The organism is Flavobacterium ranwuense, assembly GCF_004349315.1.
Classification (GTDB): domain Bacteria; phylum Bacteroidota; class Bacteroidia; order Flavobacteriales; family Flavobacteriaceae; genus Flavobacterium; species Flavobacterium ranwuense.
Window position 1 is genome coordinate 428,753 of record NZ_SMLH01000001.1, and the last position, 16,691, is coordinate 445,443.

Consider the following 16,691-nt stretch of genomic DNA (forward strand, 5'->3'; position numbering starts at 1 on the left):
ATTTAAATTTTAGCAGATAGCTAGATGCTTTCCGTTTTATAATATTCAATAACTTCCTCAATCACCTCTTCGATAGTTGGTGTTTCGGCAATTACTATGTTTTTAATTTTCTTTGTTTCTAATGCTGATGCTGTAGTAGTGCCTATGCAAAAACAAACTTCATTCTTGATTTTATTATTTGTCAAATAACTTTCAACGCCAGATGGGCTAAAAAATAATATTCCGTCAAAATTTTCTTGGTCTGATATTTTAAAAGGCGCAAGTGTTGTTTGATACACTTCGATTTCGTTAAAAGTTATTCCAGCGCTTTTTAATGCTGCTGGCAACGTTTCTTTACGCAAATTTCCGCTTAAAAAAGTATAGCTTTCCTTATTGTAAATTAAAGTGATTATTTCGGCTAATTCAAATGCATAATCCAAGTAAACATCCACAGTAAAGCCATGCGATTCCAGTAATTCTTTGGTTTTAATACCTACACAAAAAACAGGCTTCGTCTTTAAAACTTCCCAACCGTTTTGTTCTATCAAACTTAAAACAGCATTTTGGCTACTAAAAATTAAGTTGTTGTTGATTGTATTCAGTTCAAAAAGGTTGTTTTTAATTTCGATGAAATCTTGTTCTAAAAGATCAAAATTAGCATCAATAAATACTTGCCTTTGTTCTGCCGACAATGTTTTGGTGGATAAAATGCTTGTTTGGCTCATTATTTCTTCAAATTAATTTTAATTTCCCTCATCAATTCTGCTCCGCCATTCTCTAAAATTTCTTGGGCTGATGCAAATCCTAATTTTTTCCATTCTTGCAAGGGAACGGTTTTTTCTATTTCGATTTTTTGTTTTCCATCAATAGAAAACAAAACGCCCTTAAACACTATTTCATCTTCTATAAATACGGCCAAAGCTCCAATTGGTGCCGTACAACCACCTTCGAGTGTTTTTAGAAACTGTCTTTCGATATGGGTACACACTTCAGTTTCGATATCATTCAATTCAGAAACAGCTTCTCTGCAAAAATCATCATTTGCCATGGCTACAATCACCATAGCGCCTTGAGCCGGCGCCGGAATCATCCAATCCAGATCGATATAATTTGAGGGTTTCAAGTTGATTCTTTCCAATCCTGCTGCCGCAAAAACAGCTCCATTCCAATCGCTGTCCTGCAATTTCTGCAATCTCGTATTGACGTTTCCACGCAAATCAACTACATTGTGATTGGGATATTTATTGAGCCATTGTGCCTGACGGCGCAAACTACCTGTCGCAATTGTGCCTTCTCCATTAAGAAAATCAAGGTTTCCTTTGTGTACCAAAATATCTAACGTATTCGCTCTTTCCAAAACTGCTGCTTGCACAATTCCTATTGGCAAAGCCGTAGGAACATCTTTCATCGAATGTACTGCAATATCCACTTGACCATTAATCATAGCGATATCCAGTGTTTTAGTAAAAATTCCTGTGATTCCTAATTCGTAAAGTGGTTTGTCGAGAATAAGATCTCCTTGTGATTTTACCGCTATAATTTCGGTTTTATACCCTAAATCATTTAGTTTTTTTTCGACGTTATGGGCTTGCCAAAGTGCGAGTTCGCTGTCGCGGGTTCCTATGCGTATGGTTTTATTCATTATTTTGTAGTCACTCCAATTTTAAAAACTTTTTCAATCCATTCGATACTTTCATCCACCATCGTATCATCATCTTTCAAATGGTTGGCAAAGTGTGTCGTTATTTTTTGAATAATTCTATTGCTGATTATTTCGGCCTGTTCTTCGTTGAAGTTTGAAATTTTCTTGCTTTGGAAATCCAATTCGGATGTTTTTATCGCATTCAATTTTGCTTTTAAAGCATTGATTGTCGGGGCAAATTTTCTGCCTTTGGTCCAGGTAATAAATTCTTCTTTGATTTCTTCAATGATGGCTTCAGCAGCAGGAATGTGTTTTTTTCTGTTTTCTAAAGTTTCGTCTGTCATTTGAGACAAATAATCCATGTGAATCAGCGTAACGCCTTCTAAATCCTGAACATCTTCATTTACATTTTTCGGAATGGACAAATCTAAAATCAAAAGTGGTTTCTTCAAATTCAGAATCGCTTTGTCAATAGTTGGATTTTGTGCACCGGTAGCTACCACAACAACATCTGCTTTTTGTAATTCCAAATGCAGTTCCGAATAATCTTTTACAATTAAATTCAATTTTCCGGCTAATTTTTCTGCTTTCTCTTTAGTTCTGTTAATTAGCGTAATATGCTCGTTTTTAGTATGTTTTACTAAATTTTCACAGGTATTTCTACCAATTTTACCAGTACCAAACAATAGAATATTTTTATTTCCAATGTCTTCTACATTCTTGAAAATATATTGAACCGCAGCAAAAGAAACCGAAGTTGCTCCCGAACTAATTTCCGTATCGGTTTTTATTTTTTTACTGGCTTGTATTACGGCATTCACCAATCGTTCCATAAAAGCATTGGCTAAACCCAACGATTTTGATTGTGAAAAAGAATTTCTTATTTGGGCGATAATTTCAAAATCACCTAATATTTGGCTGTCCAAACCTGTTCCTACACGAAACAAATGACTGATTGCTTCTTGATTTTTATAGACAAAACCTACTTTTTGAAATGCTTCAACAGACCCTTGACTATTCTCACAAATTAATTTGATTAATTGAAAGGGATGTTCCGCATACCCATAAATCTCAGTACGGTTGCAGGTAGAAGTGACTATTAAACTCTCTATTCCTTCATTCTTAGCTTGTTCGAGTAAACGCGTTTTTGCAGCAGCGTCTAAACTAAACTTGCCTCTAATCTCAGCATCCGCTTTTTTATAGCTCAATCCAACTGCGTAAAAATAGTGATGCTTTAATGTTTTATTGTTTTCCATATTTGCACTTTTCCAGAAAGTGTGACAAAATTATGACTATAGTATTTATAAAAGTAACGCTAGAAGTTCTTTTTGTATCGCTAAGTGATTTTTTGGTTTTAAATCGTTGTTTTATTATAAAAACCCTTATTTTTGTAGCAGAAATGGGTTTTTTTAATCGCTCTATTTAGAGTGTTTCTAAATAAAATAACCTGATAATTATCATTTTTAAGTAAAAAAAACATCGCTATGAGTTCTCAAGAAATTATAAAAATTGAAGATGACTTTACCTTAATTCGCTTTCAGAATGACGGCACCGATGTCTTTCAAGCCCAACGTGAAGTAAGCAGCGGATTGATTCAATTTCATTTTGGATTAAAAGGAAGTGCCAAGTTCATCTTCAATCAAGGGAATTATGCTTTGGAATTAAAAGAAGAAAAATCATTGCTTTTATACAATCCTCAAAAAGAATTGCCTTTAAATCTGGAGTTAGCACCAAATTCCTGGGTGATTTCTGTGATTATTTCGATCAAGAAATTCCACGCTTTATTTTCGACAGAAGCAGATTATATCACCTTTTTAAGTGCCGATAATAAGGACAAAAAATATTACAACGAAGGAAATATCAGCCCGTCGATGGCAATTGTTTTATCTCAATTGTTTCATTACAGTTTGCATCCGTCCATAAAAAACCTATATTACAAAGGGAAAGGATATGAATTATTGAGTTTGTATTTCAATAGAACTGAAGATCCAAACGCAGAACAATGTCCGTTTTTAATAGATGAAGATAATGTAATGAAAATTAAAAAAGCCAAAGAAATTATCATTGCTAATATGGCTGAACCGCCAGGATTACAGGAATTAGCAGATGAAATAGGGTTGAATCTAAAGAAGCTAAAAATGGGTTTCAAACAAATTTATGGCGATACCGTTTATGGGTTTCTGTTTGATTACAAAATGGATTTTGCCCGAAAATTGCTCGACAGCGGTTCCTATAATGTAAACGAAGTGGGATTGAAAATTGGATACAGCACCGGAAGTCATTTTATAGCAGCATTCAAAAAGAAATTTGCTACCACGCCAAAGAAATATTTGATGTCAATCAACCCAAATATGCAGTAACCAATTGATTTCTTATATTAAACAATAAATAAAAAATAGTTAATCACAATTTATAAAAAAGTAAGTTTATTTACTTTTGTACCAACAAAAACCAGAAACATGAAAGGTGTATTATTAGTTAATTTAGGTTCTCCGGAAAGTCCAACCCCTAAAGATGTTAAACCGTATTTAGATGAATTTTTAATGGACAAATACGTAATTGACGTTCCGTTTTTGTTGCGAGCATTGTTAGTTCGTGGAATAATTTTACAAACAAGACCTAAAAAATCAGCCGCCGCTTACGCAAAAATATGGTGGGACGAAGGTTCCCCACTTGTGGTCATCTCCAAAAGAATGCACGCCAAAGTAAAGCAATTAGTTGATATTCCTGTTTCCTTAGCGATGCGTTATGGAAATCCTTCTTTATTGTCTGGTTTACAAGAATTGCATGACAAAGGCGTAAATGAAGTGCTGCTTTTTCCATTGTACCCGCAACATGCGATGGCGTCTACAACTACAATATTAGAACTGGCCGAAGAATTGCGTAAAAAGTACTTCCCGGAAATGAAATTCACCATCGTTCCCGCATTTTATAACAAACCTGATTATATAAAAAACCTGGCCGATTCTATCAAAGATCATTTAAAAGGTTTTGATTATGATCATTTATTATTCTCCTACCACGGAATTCCGGAGCGACACATTCGTAAAACGGATATCACCAAATCGCATTGTAAAATTGACGGTTCTTGTTGCAACACACCTTCACCGTCACATGAGTTTTGTTACCGTCACCAATGTTACGAAACTACCAAACAAGTAGTAAAATTACTGGGAATCCCGGAAGGAAAATACAGTCAGACTTTTCAATCACGTTTAGCAGGAGACAAATGGCTAACGCCTTATACTGATGTGGAAATAAATAAAATGCCGGAACGCGGCATTAAAAATCTGGCTGTTGTAACGCCGGCATTCGTATCAGATTGTTTGGAGACTTTGGAAGAAATTGCCATGGAAGCCAATCATCAGTTTAAAGAACATGGAGGTCAAGAATTTTTAGCAATTCCCTGTTTAAATGATGGTGACGACTGGTGTAAAACTGTAAGCAATTGGATTTCAAACTGGTCGAATGCCTCTTCATCCATTAAAGTTGACTCAGAAAAAATAAACGCTTAAATGGCTGTTACCGCCGATGAGTTAGGAACTCAGGACATCAAAAAACTCTTGATAAAACAAGCGGTTCCATCTTCTATTGGGATTTTATTCATGTCAGTTAATATTTTAATTGACACCATTTTTGTTGGGCAATGGATCGGAACTTTAGCTATTGCAGCGGTAACAGTAGTCTTGCCTATCACCTTTTTGATTTCTTCTTTGGGAATGGCGATTGGTGTGGGCGGAGGTTCTGTACTTTCCAGGGCATTGGGAGCCAACCACAAGGAAAAAGCATTGCATACTTTTAGCAATCAAATCATGATGACTTTTTTATTGGCATCTGTTTTTGTTTTATTTGGTCTTTTTTTTAGCGAAGAAATGTTGATGCTTTTTGGTGCGAAAGGAGTCATAATGGAACCCGCAAAAGAATTTTTCTTTCCCATAATTATAAGCGTTCCGTTTTTAGCACTTTGCATGATGGGAAACAACGTAATTCGTGCAGAAGGTAAGGCAAAATTTGCCATGGTAGCGATGATTATTCCCGCTTTTATAAATATTTTACTAGACATTATTTTTATAAAATACATGGATTTAGGAATGTTTGGTGCTGCTTTGGCTACAGCCATATCCTATTTTACGTGCTTCTTATTTGTGTTTTGGTTTTTTTATTTTAAAAGTGAACTAAAACTAAAAGCCAGACATTTCAAATTCAACATTCCTATTGTAAAGGAAATAACCGAATTGAGTTTTGTAACTTTTTCTAGACAAGGTGTGGTGAGTATTTTAGCCATAATATTGAATCATACTTTATACACGTACGGCGGTGAACATTCCGTTGCTATTTATGGAATTATCAGCCGAATGTTGATGTTTGCTTTGTTTCCAATTCTGGGAATTACGCAAGGATTTCTACCAATTGCAGGTTTTAATTACGGCGCAGGAAATTATGAAAGAGTCAAAGAAAGTGTGCTGCTTTCGATAAAATATTCAACCTTTTTAGCTACTGTTATTTTTGTGGTTATTTTGATTTTTGCCAAACCTATAGTCGCCATTTTTACCAAAGATCCACTCGTGATTGCCCAAACTCCGGAAGCGTTGCGTTACGTTTTTGCGGCTTCACCAATCATAGCCGTACAACTAATTGGCGCGGCTTATTTTCAAGCGGCGGGAAAGGCGAAAAAAGCACTGCTTTTGACCTTAAGCAAACAAGGATTTTTCCTGATTCCGTTAGTGCTGATTCTACCAAATTTTTTAGGTATTTTTGGAGTGTGGATTGCATTCCCAATTGCTGATATTTTATCAACACTATTGACTGGCTATTTTCTAAAAAAAGAAATGAACACAAAATTGATTCAAACTAACGATGGAATACTATAATTACCTTAAATCCTTACACCTCATCTTTGTAATCACATGGTTTGCAGGATTATTTTACATTGTCCGCTTGTTTGTTTACCAAATTGAAGCAGCTCAAAAACCTTCACCAGAGAAAGAAATTTTACAAAAACAATACAAAATAATGACCTATCGCTTGTGGTACATTATCACTTGGCCATCAGCAGTTTTAGCCAGTATTTTTGCCTTTTGGATGTTATTTTTTACTGATTTAGGACGTTCTTGGTTACAAATGCCTTGGATGCACGTAAAACTTGGCTTCGTATTTGTGTTGTATTTATACCATGGAAAATGCCATCAAATATTCAAGCAATTGCAAAATGACGAGGTGAAACATTCAACAAATTTCATGCGAATGTGGAACGAAGGCGCGACAATTATCCTTTTTGCAGTGGTTTTTTTAGTAATTTTAAAAAATGCTGTCAACTGGATTTATGGTGTAATTGGAATCTTTCTCTTTTCCATTTTAATCATGCTAGGTTTTAAATTTTATAAAAAAATCAGAGAAAGAAATCAATCTTAATATGTTTAAAAGCTTCAAAATAGCAATGCTTTCATTACGAATCAGGATTTTCCTTTCGATGATTGTATTGATAGTAATGGCTTCCGTTTTATTGGCTTCCATTTCTATTTTTCAGTTTAAAAACGAAGCCAAGGAATACCATCAAGAACGTCTGGAGCGAAAAGAAAATGCTGTAAAAGAGCATATCTATTATGTGCTTTCCACAACTACATATCCGTTGACATCAGGGAATTTAGATTTAATTTTTAAAGATAAAATTCACGAATTAGCACAAATTCATAACATTGAAATCAACATTTACAGTCTGGATGGAAAGTTACTAAAATCCTCCAAAGAGTCGTTTTCTGTTGATAAAGTAGCTCCTCCTATCCCAAAATACATCCTGAAATTAGTTCGTTCCTCTATTGAAAAAAGATACGTAGATATTAAAACCATCGATGGGATAAAGAGTCTTTCCTCTTACAGCCAAATAAAGGACGACAAGTTTAAACCGCTTGGTATTTTAAATTTACTCTATATTGAAGACGATCAATTTTATAAAAATGAGTTAAATAGTTTTCTTATCAGTTTAGGACAAGTCTATTCCTTTATGCTTATCGTTGCGTTTGCATTGGCCTATTTTCTGTCTTCTTACATTACTAAATCGTTGAAAACAATCTCAGACAAATTAAGCGAAACGAGTTTGAATCAAAAAAACGAAAAAATTGTTTTGGAAGCCAGCAGCAAAGAAATTAATCTTTTAATAAAAGCATACAACGGAATGGTGGATGAACTGGAGAAAAGTGCCATCAAACTAGCGCAAAGCGAACGTGAAGAAGCTTGGCGCGAAATGGCGAAACAGGTGGCGCATGAAATCAAGAATCCGCTTACGCCAATGCGATTAACAGTGCAGAGTTTTCAGCGGAAATTTGATCCGACTGATCCCAATGTAAAACAGAAAATGAATGACTACTCCGAAACTTTAATTCAACAAATTGATACGATGAGTGCAGTTGCTTCGGCTTTTTCGAACTTTGCATCGATGCCGGCCCAGCAAAATGAAACCTTAAACGTAGTGGGAGTAGTAGAACTTGCGATGGATATTTTCAACGAAGAATACATTGAATTTCACAGTGATTCTCCCGAAATTATTTCGAAAATTGATCGAACACAACTTATCCGAATTATCACGAATTTAGCAAAGAATGCCATTCAGTCCATTCCGGAACAACAGGAAAACAAGTCTATCATTGTATCGGTAAAAAAAGAATTAAACAACGTTCTAATTACTGTTGCTGACAACGGGATTGGCATTCAACCCAAAGACATAAGCCGGATATTTGAACCCAAATTCACCACTAAAAGCAGTGGAATGGGTCTTGGTCTTGGTATTATAAAAAACATTATTGAAAATTATAAAGGAACAATTACCTTTGAAACTGAATTTGGAAAAGGAACTACTTTCATTGTTTCACTTCCAATAATTAACACCTAAAAATACAATTATGAATTACGAAAGTATTTTAATTTCTACCGAAAACAACATTGCAACGGTTACCATTAATCGTCCGACTAAACTAAATGCTTTGAATGTTGCAACCATTTCTGATTTGCATAAAGCTTTCAAAACATTAGGAAAAAATGATGAAATTCGTGCTATTATTCTAACTGGAAGTGGTGAAAAAGCTTTTGTGGCTGGAGCAGATATTTCTGAATTTGCTCATTTTTCGATTGAAGAAGGGATGCAACTGGCAGCTGAAGGGCAAGAAAAATTATTTGATTTTATAGAGAATTTAAAAACTCCGGTTATTGCGGCTGTCAATGGTTTTGCATTGGGTGGCGGATTAGAATTAGCGATGGCGTGTCATTTCAGAGTGGCTTCGGAAAATGCAAAAATGGGATTGCCTGAAGTTTCTCTGGGTGTAATTCCCGGTTATGGAGGAACACAGCGTTTGCCACAATTGATAGGAAAAGGACGCGCGATGGAAATGATAATGACCGCAGGAATGGTAACCGCGCAAGACGCTTATAGAACTGGACTGGTGAATCACGTAGTCCCAGAAGCAGAACTTCTAGATTACTGTGTGAGCGTGGCAAATAAAATAATAAAGAATTCACCGTATGCTATTGGCAAAGCCATAAAAGCAGTCAATGCTAATTTCAAAGAAGGCAAAAATGGCTATGAAACCGAAATAAATGCTTTTGGAAAATGCTTTGGAACCGAAGATTTTAAAGAAGGAACAACGGCTTTCTTGGAGAAAAGAAAAGCAGTGTTTACTGGGAAATAATAACAAAAGAGAGCCACATTGGTTCTCTTTTTAGTTTACAAGTGATTGCATTTAAAATAATCTTTCCTCAAAAACGGATTGTTTGCTTTACAACACTTAATTTTACAGACCCGTTTCGAAATATAACACACCATCTAAAATTAAACTTATGTCCTTCCAACCTGTATTTGCACTTTTCTGGGAAAAGGTAAAAGAAAGCATCCAAAATGGAACTTACGCCAAATTAACACTTGCCAAAACCATTGGTGATACGGAACTGAAAAATATTTATGTGCGTCCCGTTTTACTGGAAAATGACGTTTTTAGTCTTTCGGTTACGGCGCGTTACAAAACCGAAGAAGTAGAAAGTTTCCATTCGCTTGACGAAGCTTTTATCATATTGGCTCCGTATATGAATAACCCGTTTTTAACCGCTTTGCTGTTTACAACAGAGAATGATATCACCTTTAAGCTCAATAAAAAAAGAGTGGGAACTATTATTGAGCAAGCACCAACTTTTAAAAACGCTTCGGATGTGATTCTTGAAATGAAGGCAAAAGGGATTATATAAAAAAATGATTCACGTTGTAGAGACGCACTGCAGTGCGTCTCTACGGTGCGTCTCTACAACACAAATACCTATTTCTCCCCTTCCCATTCCGCATAAAACTGCGCCAGAAATCCTTCCATATAACGGTGTCTTTCTTGTGCGATTTGTTTTCCGGTCTCGGTATTCATCTTATCTTTCAAAAGCAATAACTTTTCATAAAAATGATTGAGTGTTGGAGAATCATTCTTCTTGTATTCTTCCTTGGTCATGCTGGAATTTGGAGCAATTTTAGGGTCGTAGAGCGCTCTGTTTTTAAATCCGCCATAATTGAATGTTCTGGCAATTCCAATAGCACCAATGGCATCTAAACGGTCTGCGTCCTGAACCACATCCAATTCTATGGATGAGAATTTCTCTTGGAAATTACCGCCTTTGTACGAGATGTTTTCAATGATATTCACCACATGCGTTATAATTTCTTTGTCAACATTTTCTGATTCCAAAAATGCTCTTGCTATTCTGGGACCCACGGTTTCATCACCATCGTGAAACTTACTGTCGGCGATATCGTGCAGCAAAGCCCCAAGTTTAACAACAGTAGTATCACAAGCTTCATTTTTTGAAATCAGAACAGAATTTTTAAACACTCTTTCGATATGAAACCAGTCGTGTCCGCCTTCGGCATTTTCTAGTTTTGCTTTTACAAAAAGAATCGTTTTGCTTATTAAATCAGGGTTTATCATTGTTTATATACTTTAAAAAAAATGTTGAATTTCAAAGTTCTACAACTTCAAAATTCAACATTTTTATTCTTTATTTAGAACTCAAAATCTATCTTACTAAAGCTGGCTCTACCCATTTGAAGATATGTGACTCTTGTGGAATTACCAATCTTTCTGAAATTCTTGCCATTCTACCCGGTAATTTCATCAAGTAATCACGGGCTTTTTCTGCTTCATCTGTCAAACCGGAAATTTTGTCAATTTCCCATTTGTCAATTAGTTTTTGCATTATATCCACATAATCCGCTGCGGTATAAACCCCAATTCTTTGTGCCGAATCAGAAAACTGTTCGAAAGCAGTACTGATTTTTTCACCGGATTCTCTCAAGAAATGCGCAGGCATAACGATTTTTGCTTTCATCATGTATTGAAACGCAAGCATCATTTCACTTGGATCAACCTGAAAAATACGAGTTACAAATTCGCTGTACGCATGATGATGGCGCATTTCGTCACCAGCAATCATTTTACACATTTTAGACAATTTGTTATCGCCATATTTCTTAGCCATTTGCGCCACTCTGTTGTGAGAAACATAGGTCGCTAATTCTTGAAAACTGGTATACACAAAGTTTTTGTATGGATCTCTTCCTGTTCCAATATCAAAACCGTCGTTGATCAGGTGTTGCGTTGTCATTTCTACTTCACGCATGTTTACGCGGCCTGATAAATACAAGTATTTATTCAGTAAATCACCGTGACGATTTTCCTCTCCAGTCCATTGTCTGATCCATTTAGACCAACCGTTTCGCTCTACATTATCAATTCCGTCTACGTCCATTAACCAGGATTCGTAGGTTGGTAAAGCTTCCTCAGTAATGGTATCACCTACTAAAGTTACCCAGAAATCATACGGTAATTCTTTTGCGATTTCACGTAATTCTTTCACCTCATCAAAAAAAGTATCACTTTGAGAATTAGGCAAAAAATCCGTTGGTTGCCATATTTTTTCTACTGGAATTAGATACTGATCGACAAAGCTGTCTACGTTTTTTTCCAAAAACTGCATTACTTCTAATCGAATGTTTTTTATTGACATTATATATAAATTAAATTTTTATTCCTTGAACAACTGCTTTTTCTGTTTGCGCGATTAACTCAGCAAAAGCATAATCTTTAACCGCCAATGGTTTATGAACTACAAAGGTAAGGCGATTTCCTAAACCTAAAGGGAAAAACCCGTATTTAACTATTTTCCAAGAATTGTTTATGCTTACTGGAACTACGTATGCCGATGGCGCATATTTACATAAAATTTTCAAACCGCTTTGAGCAAACTCTTTTGGTCTACCAGTCTTACTTCTTGTTCCTTCCGGAAAAATAACTGCGGAGCGGTTGTGTTTTTCAATATATTCTGACAATCCTTTGATAGCCGGAATGGCTTGTTTGGGATCTTTACGATCGATAAGAGCAGAGCCTCCATGACGCAAATTAAACGATACACTTGGGATTCCTTTTCCTAATTCTTTCTTACTGACAAATTTACAATGAAATCGGCGGAAAAACCAAATCATAGCAATAATATCGTACATACTTTGATGATTGGACACAAAAATCAACGGAACATTTTTAGGAATACTTCCTATGTTTTCAAATTTGTACGTTGTTCCCAAAAGATTCGTGCATTTCAATAAGAAAAAATTCAAATAATCGACACTTTTTTTATGGGCTTGATAACCAAAAACATTGAAGCAAACCCATTGAATTGGATGAAAAATAACCAATGTAAGACCGAAACATAAATAATAAATTACGGAAATGGGATACGAAATTAGTTTTTGCATGCTTTAAAAATTTGCCACAAAAGTAAGAAATATATTTTTAGCCCGATTTAAATCCGAAACAATATACAGGCTCAACGTTTAATCGTAACTTTGCCAATCAAAATCTATGTCTTTTTTCTATTAAAATGAACTTCACTTACCCAAAAAACGAAAAGCTAAAAAGTAAAATCACCATTGGATTATTGTTTACCGAAGGGAAATCAGTATCTAAATATCCGCTGCGATTGGTATATAAAGCCGGTTCCTTTGACGAAAGTGAAAAAATAAAAATGGGCGTTTCGGTTTCCAAAAAGAATTTTAAGAAAGCCGTAGACCGCAATTATTTCAAACGTGTGTTGCGCGAAACCTACCGTCTCAACAAACACTTATTGATTGACAATCTGGACCAACCATATTCCTTTATGTTTTTTTACCAAACTAAAGACCGGTTGGCATATGAGGAAATTAATACCAAAACCATTCAATTGTTTGAGAAGTTTTTGCTTCTAATAAAAAAAGAAGAGTAGCAATTCTATTTTTTGTATTTTTAGCATTAAAATTTAATGTTTATGAAGTCAATAGCCTTGTTTTTTCTATTAATACTTTCTTTTTCCAGTTGTAAAAAAGCTGAGGCTGATTTAGATATGAAAGTATCGGCTATCAAACTTCCTCCAAAAGAAGCTTCGGCCGGCAATGCTCTTTATGACAAAGCCGATTTAAATGCGCCGGCAAAAGAAACTCCTCAAGGTATTGAACAAAAAATCATCAAAGAAGGCAGTCTTCGTTTTCAAACCAATGATTTAACAGCCACTTATAATCAAATACAAAATGCAGCAAAGAGCCATAATGCTACTATTCAAAATGATACCGAAGGCAAGGATTACGAGTCTGTTTTTAGAAAATTAATCATTCGTGTTCCAAGCAAAAATTTCGATTTATTTTTGAAAGACATTTCAAAAGGAGTTGCTTATTTTGACAATAAAGAGATATCATCTCAAGATGTAACTGCTGAATTTATTGACATTGATGCTCGATTAAAAGCTAAAAAAGTACTGGAAAACCGTTATCTCGAACTTTTGAAAAAAGCAAATAAGGTTACAGAAATGTTGGAAATTGAAAAACAATTGTCCTCCATTCGTGAAGAAATCGAAGCAAAAGAAGGACAGTTGAACTATATGCAAAACCGAGTTTCATTCAGCACCATTACCATAGAATTCTACAAATCTATCGCTGAAGAAAGTGGCGTAACAGCTTCTTATGGAATAAAAATTTGGACTGCCATCAAATCTGGGTTCAATAGTATGTCGAGTTTATTTATAAATTTACTGAGTATTTGGCCGTTTATCATTATCCTGTTTGCAATAGGTTACTTTATTAGAAAAAGATTTAAGACAAAAAAAACATAAAACAATGTATTCTTTCTTCAAAAAAAAATTCATAATCCCCGTTGTCGCTTCGGCATTTCTGTTCATTGGTGCTAGTTTCAAAGACGATTTTTTTGAAATCGCAAAGCAAATCGAGATATTCACAACCCTTTTCAAGGAATTGAACAGGAATTATGTCGATGAAACCAATCCCGGTGAATTAATGGATAAAGCCATCAAAGGGATGTTAGCTAATTTAGACCCTTACACCGTTTATTTCAACGAGCAGGATGTCTTGCGATTCAAGATAAACAACACTGGAGAATATACCGGAATAGGCGCTTTATTGACTCGAAAAGAAGATAAATTAATAGTCAAGGAAGCGTATAAAAATTTCCCTGCGGATAAAGCGGGTCTTAAAGCGGGTGATGAAATTACTCAAATAGGCGATGTATTATTATCTGATTTCAAAGAAGATGCTTCACAGCTTTTTAAAGGTGCGAAAAACACTAAAATCGACATCAAATACATCCGACAAGGAAAAATGAACACTACTCAAATTGTCCTTGACGAAGTCGAAATCAAATCGGTTCCCTTTTTCGCAAAAATAGACGACAAGACCGGATATATTGTATTGTCTCATTTTAACAAAAAAGCGTCCTTCGAAACCAAAGAAGCATTGGAACAATTAAAAAAAGACGGTGCTGAACGAATTATATTGGATTTAAGAGATAATCCGGGTGGGCTTTTGAATGAAGCGGTGAATATCTGTAATCTCTTTGTTCCAAAAAATGAAATCATTGTTACTACAAAATCAAAAATCGAAAAACACAACAGCACCTATAAAACGAGTAAAGACCCTGTAGACACTGACATTCCTTTGATCATCATTGTCAATGGCAGAAGTGCTTCGGCATCAGAAATTGTGGCTGGCGCCTTGCAGGATTTAGATCGCGCTGTGGTGGTAGGAAGCCGAAGTTTTGGAAAAGGATTAGTACAAAGACCGGTGGATTTAACGTATGGAACGCAACTAAAAGTAACCATTTCGCGCTATTACACGCCATCAGGAAGATGCATTCAAGCCTTGGATTACACCCGAAAAGACATAAATGGCAAAGCTGTAAAGACAGACGAGAAAAATTACAATGCATTTAAAACCCGAAAAGGAAGAATGGTTTATGATGGCGGTGGTATTCAACCCGATGTGGAATTGGAAGAAGCAAAATCAAGTCCAATAACCGATGCTTTGATAAAAAATGACGGGATTTTTAATTACGTAACTAGTTATTATTATAAAAACCCCGATTTAGGAAATCGTATTCCTACCGTTACTGATGCTGATTTCTTGGATTTCAAACAGTTTTTAAAAGTACAGAAATTCTCCTTTGACACCGAAACAGAACTCGCTTTGAAAAACACTTTGGCTGTAGCCAAAAAAGAAAAAATAGAGGAATCCATCCTTGTAGAATACCAACAACTGCTTACTGCACTTCAGAAAAGTGAGAATGCTTTATTGGATAAAAACCAAAAAGAAATTAAAAATCTGATTTTGGATGAAATCATTAAACGCTATCAATATCAAGAAGGATTGTATCAGTATTACATAAAAAATAACTCCGAAATTAAGAAAGCCGTAAGTATTTTGAACAACAACTCCGAGTATAAGACTATTTTAAAAATATGATGAAAAACTTATTTAGTCTACTATTCCTGTTGTTTTTTGGTTATCTATCCGCACAGAGTAAAACTGCAGAGACCGTATATTTTGAATTTGACAAATACAATCTTTATAATGACCAAGTACAAATTATAATCGATTTTATAAAAAAAGTAGATACCTCAAAAGTTGAATCCATACAAATTTATGGATATTGTGACGATAGAGGCGATAATGATTACAATTATAAATTATCGGACAACAGAGTAAAAACCGTCCAAGATATCCTGACTTCTAATGGTTTTAATAAAAATAAAATTGTTATTATCGAGGGTAAAGGTCGGGTGATTTTAAAAAATGATGCTTTTGAAAATTTAAACGAAACCCGTTCCAAAAATAGGCGTGTTGACTTGTTTCTTGTTAAGAAAAATAGTTTTGGAAAAGGAATTTATAACTCTTTTCAGGATAATCATAAAGTTGGGGATCGAGTCTACTTAGACAATATTTTATTTCCTTTGGGAAGCAGTAAATTAACGGAACAATCCAAACTGGAATTAGACAAAATTTCAAAAATCCTACAAAAGCAAAAAAATGTACAATTTGACATTAAAGGACACGTATGTTGTACTCCCAGTTATTATGATGATGCCGTCGATAAAGACAGTCACGAAAGGAAACTGTCTTTGAATCGAGCCAAAAGCGTATACAAATACCTAATATCTAAAGGCATAAACAGTCTTAGAATGAAGTATATAGGAAATGGTAACAAATTCCCTACGGGTCTGGGGGAAGCGCTAGACCGAAGAGTCGAATTTCTTATTATGAAAATTTAATTACTCTCTTTTCATCTCAATATGCGGAATATCATCTTCCAGATACATTTCGCTGGTTTGTACAAATCCGTGGTTTTCGTAGAATTTTTTTAGATACAATTGCGCTCCAATAGTGATTTTGTTTTCGCCAAAATGCAAAGCTATCCCGGCAATTGATTCTCGCATTAAGTCATGACCCCATTTTCTGTCACGGTAATTTGCATCAACAGTTACCCTTCCGATAGAAGCATTATCAAAACTGATTCCGGGTTTGAATAATCTGGAATGAGCGACAATTTTACCGTCAAATTCGCCTATAAGATGTAACGCTACTTTATCTTTGCCGTCAAGATCAAGATAAACGCAATTTTGCTCCACTACGAAGATCTCACTTCTTAATTGCAACAAATCGTATAGTTCGTGAACCGTTAATGCATCAAACGCCTTAATTTTCCATTGTAATATCATGCCTGTTTTTATGTTT

Annotated in this window: 18 protein-coding genes; 11 read left to right on the forward strand and 7 right to left on the reverse strand. The window is 35.1% G+C overall.

Annotated elements, in window-relative coordinates; genetic code table 11:
* Positions 1 to 20: 20 nt before the first annotated feature.
* The 3 genes from E0I61_RS01815 to hemA are packed head-to-tail and all read right to left on the reverse strand — an operon-like array spanning position 21 to position 2,877.
* Entirely contained in the window at positions 21 to 704 is a 684-nt protein-coding gene (locus E0I61_RS01815; protein ID WP_132069006.1) for a uroporphyrinogen-III synthase, read from the reverse strand.
* A complete protein-coding gene (hemC, locus tag E0I61_RS01820; protein WP_132069008.1) occupies positions 704 to 1,624 on the reverse strand; it encodes a hydroxymethylbilane synthase in 921 nt (306 codons plus the stop codon). The genes E0I61_RS01815 and hemC overlap by 1 nt, the downstream gene beginning before the upstream one ends.
* Entirely contained in the window at positions 1,621 to 2,877 is a 1,257-nt protein-coding gene (hemA, locus tag E0I61_RS01825) for a glutamyl-tRNA reductase (protein ID WP_131990901.1), read from the reverse strand. Before hemA ends, hemC begins: the two co-directional genes overlap by 4 nt.
* A 228-nt stretch (positions 2,878 to 3,105) precedes the next feature.
* On the opposite strand from hemA, the gene E0I61_RS01830 reads away from it, so the two are divergent.
* The 7 genes from E0I61_RS01830 (at position 3,106) to E0I61_RS01860 (ending at position 9,850) form a co-directional block, all read left to right on the forward strand.
* Positions 3,106 to 3,981: a helix-turn-helix domain-containing protein gene (locus E0I61_RS01830; protein ID WP_131990899.1), complete on the forward strand. Its 876-nt coding sequence runs from the start codon at positions 3,106 to 3,108 to the stop codon at positions 3,979 to 3,981.
* A 99-nt stretch (positions 3,982 to 4,080) separates the two neighbouring features.
* On the forward strand, positions 4,081 to 5,136 hold the full coding sequence (hemH, locus tag E0I61_RS01835; protein WP_132069010.1) for a ferrochelatase: 1,056 nt from the start codon (positions 4,081 to 4,083) through the stop codon (positions 5,134 to 5,136).
* Positions 5,137 to 6,492: an MATE family efflux transporter gene (locus E0I61_RS01840; protein ID WP_132069012.1), complete on the forward strand. Its 1,356-nt coding sequence runs from the start codon at positions 5,137 to 5,139 to the stop codon at positions 6,490 to 6,492. It abuts the gene before it with no gap.
* A complete protein-coding gene (locus E0I61_RS01845; protein WP_131990893.1) occupies positions 6,479 to 7,033 on the forward strand; it encodes a CopD family protein in 555 nt (184 codons plus the stop codon). The genes E0I61_RS01840 and E0I61_RS01845 overlap by 14 nt, the downstream gene beginning before the upstream one ends.
* 58 nt (positions 7,034 to 7,091) lie before the next feature.
* The gene (locus tag E0I61_RS01850) at positions 7,092 to 8,507 is read left to right on the forward strand and encodes a sensor histidine kinase (RefSeq protein ID WP_131991620.1); all 1,416 of its coding nucleotides are present in this window, start codon (positions 7,092 to 7,094) and stop codon (positions 8,505 to 8,507) included.
* Between the two features lie 10 nt (positions 8,508 to 8,517).
* On the forward strand, positions 8,518 to 9,300 hold the full coding sequence (locus tag E0I61_RS01855) for an enoyl-CoA hydratase/isomerase family protein (RefSeq protein ID WP_132069014.1): 783 nt from the start codon (positions 8,518 to 8,520) through the stop codon (positions 9,298 to 9,300).
* 148 nt (positions 9,301 to 9,448) lie between these two features.
* On the forward strand, positions 9,449 to 9,850 hold the full coding sequence (locus tag E0I61_RS01860) for a hypothetical protein (RefSeq protein WP_131990889.1): 402 nt from the start codon (positions 9,449 to 9,451) through the stop codon (positions 9,848 to 9,850).
* Between the two features lie 68 nt (positions 9,851 to 9,918).
* Here the strand turns inward: E0I61_RS01860 and E0I61_RS01865 are convergent, their stop codons facing one another.
* The 3 genes from E0I61_RS01865 to E0I61_RS01875 form a co-directional block, all read right to left on the reverse strand.
* Positions 9,919 to 10,572: an HD domain-containing protein gene (locus tag E0I61_RS01865; protein WP_132069016.1), complete on the reverse strand. Its 654-nt coding sequence runs from the start codon at positions 10,570 to 10,572 to the stop codon at positions 9,919 to 9,921.
* Positions 10,573 to 10,660: 88 nt separating this feature from the next.
* The gene (locus tag E0I61_RS01870) at positions 10,661 to 11,650 is read right to left on the reverse strand and encodes an acyl-ACP desaturase (protein ID WP_131990885.1); all 990 of its coding nucleotides are present in this window, start codon (positions 11,648 to 11,650) and stop codon (positions 10,661 to 10,663) included.
* A 10-nt stretch (positions 11,651 to 11,660) separates the two neighbouring features.
* Positions 11,661 to 12,395 carry a lysophospholipid acyltransferase family protein gene (locus tag E0I61_RS01875; protein WP_132069018.1) on the reverse strand — a complete coding sequence of 245 codons (735 nt, stop codon included), beginning with the start codon at positions 12,393 to 12,395 and terminating at the stop codon, positions 11,661 to 11,663.
* 125 nt (positions 12,396 to 12,520) lie between these two features.
* On the opposite strand from E0I61_RS01875, the gene rnpA reads away from it, so the two are divergent.
* The 4 genes from rnpA to E0I61_RS01895 are packed head-to-tail and all read left to right on the forward strand — an operon-like array spanning position 12,521 to position 16,228.
* Positions 12,521 to 12,901 (forward strand): ribonuclease P protein component, encoded by a 381-nt coding sequence (rnpA, locus tag E0I61_RS01880; protein WP_132069020.1) that lies wholly within the window; start codon positions 12,521 to 12,523, stop codon positions 12,899 to 12,901.
* Positions 12,902 to 12,943: 42 nt separating this feature from the next.
* Complete coding sequence (locus tag E0I61_RS01885; protein WP_132069022.1) at positions 12,944 to 13,780, forward strand: DUF4349 domain-containing protein; 837 nt, start codon at positions 12,944 to 12,946, stop codon at positions 13,778 to 13,780.
* 4 nt (positions 13,781 to 13,784) lie between these two features.
* Complete coding sequence (locus tag E0I61_RS01890) at positions 13,785 to 15,422, forward strand: S41 family peptidase (RefSeq protein WP_132069024.1); 1,638 nt, start codon at positions 13,785 to 13,787, stop codon at positions 15,420 to 15,422.
* Complete coding sequence (locus E0I61_RS01895) at positions 15,419 to 16,228, forward strand: OmpA family protein (protein ID WP_317126156.1); 810 nt, start codon at positions 15,419 to 15,421, stop codon at positions 16,226 to 16,228. The genes E0I61_RS01890 and E0I61_RS01895 overlap by 4 nt, the downstream gene beginning before the upstream one ends.
* On the opposite strand, the gene E0I61_RS01900 is transcribed toward E0I61_RS01895, so the two are convergent.
* On the reverse strand, positions 16,229 to 16,675 hold the full coding sequence (locus E0I61_RS01900) for a GNAT family N-acetyltransferase (RefSeq protein WP_132069026.1): 447 nt from the start codon (positions 16,673 to 16,675) through the stop codon (positions 16,229 to 16,231).
* Between the last annotated feature and the right edge of the window lie 16 nt (positions 16,676 to 16,691).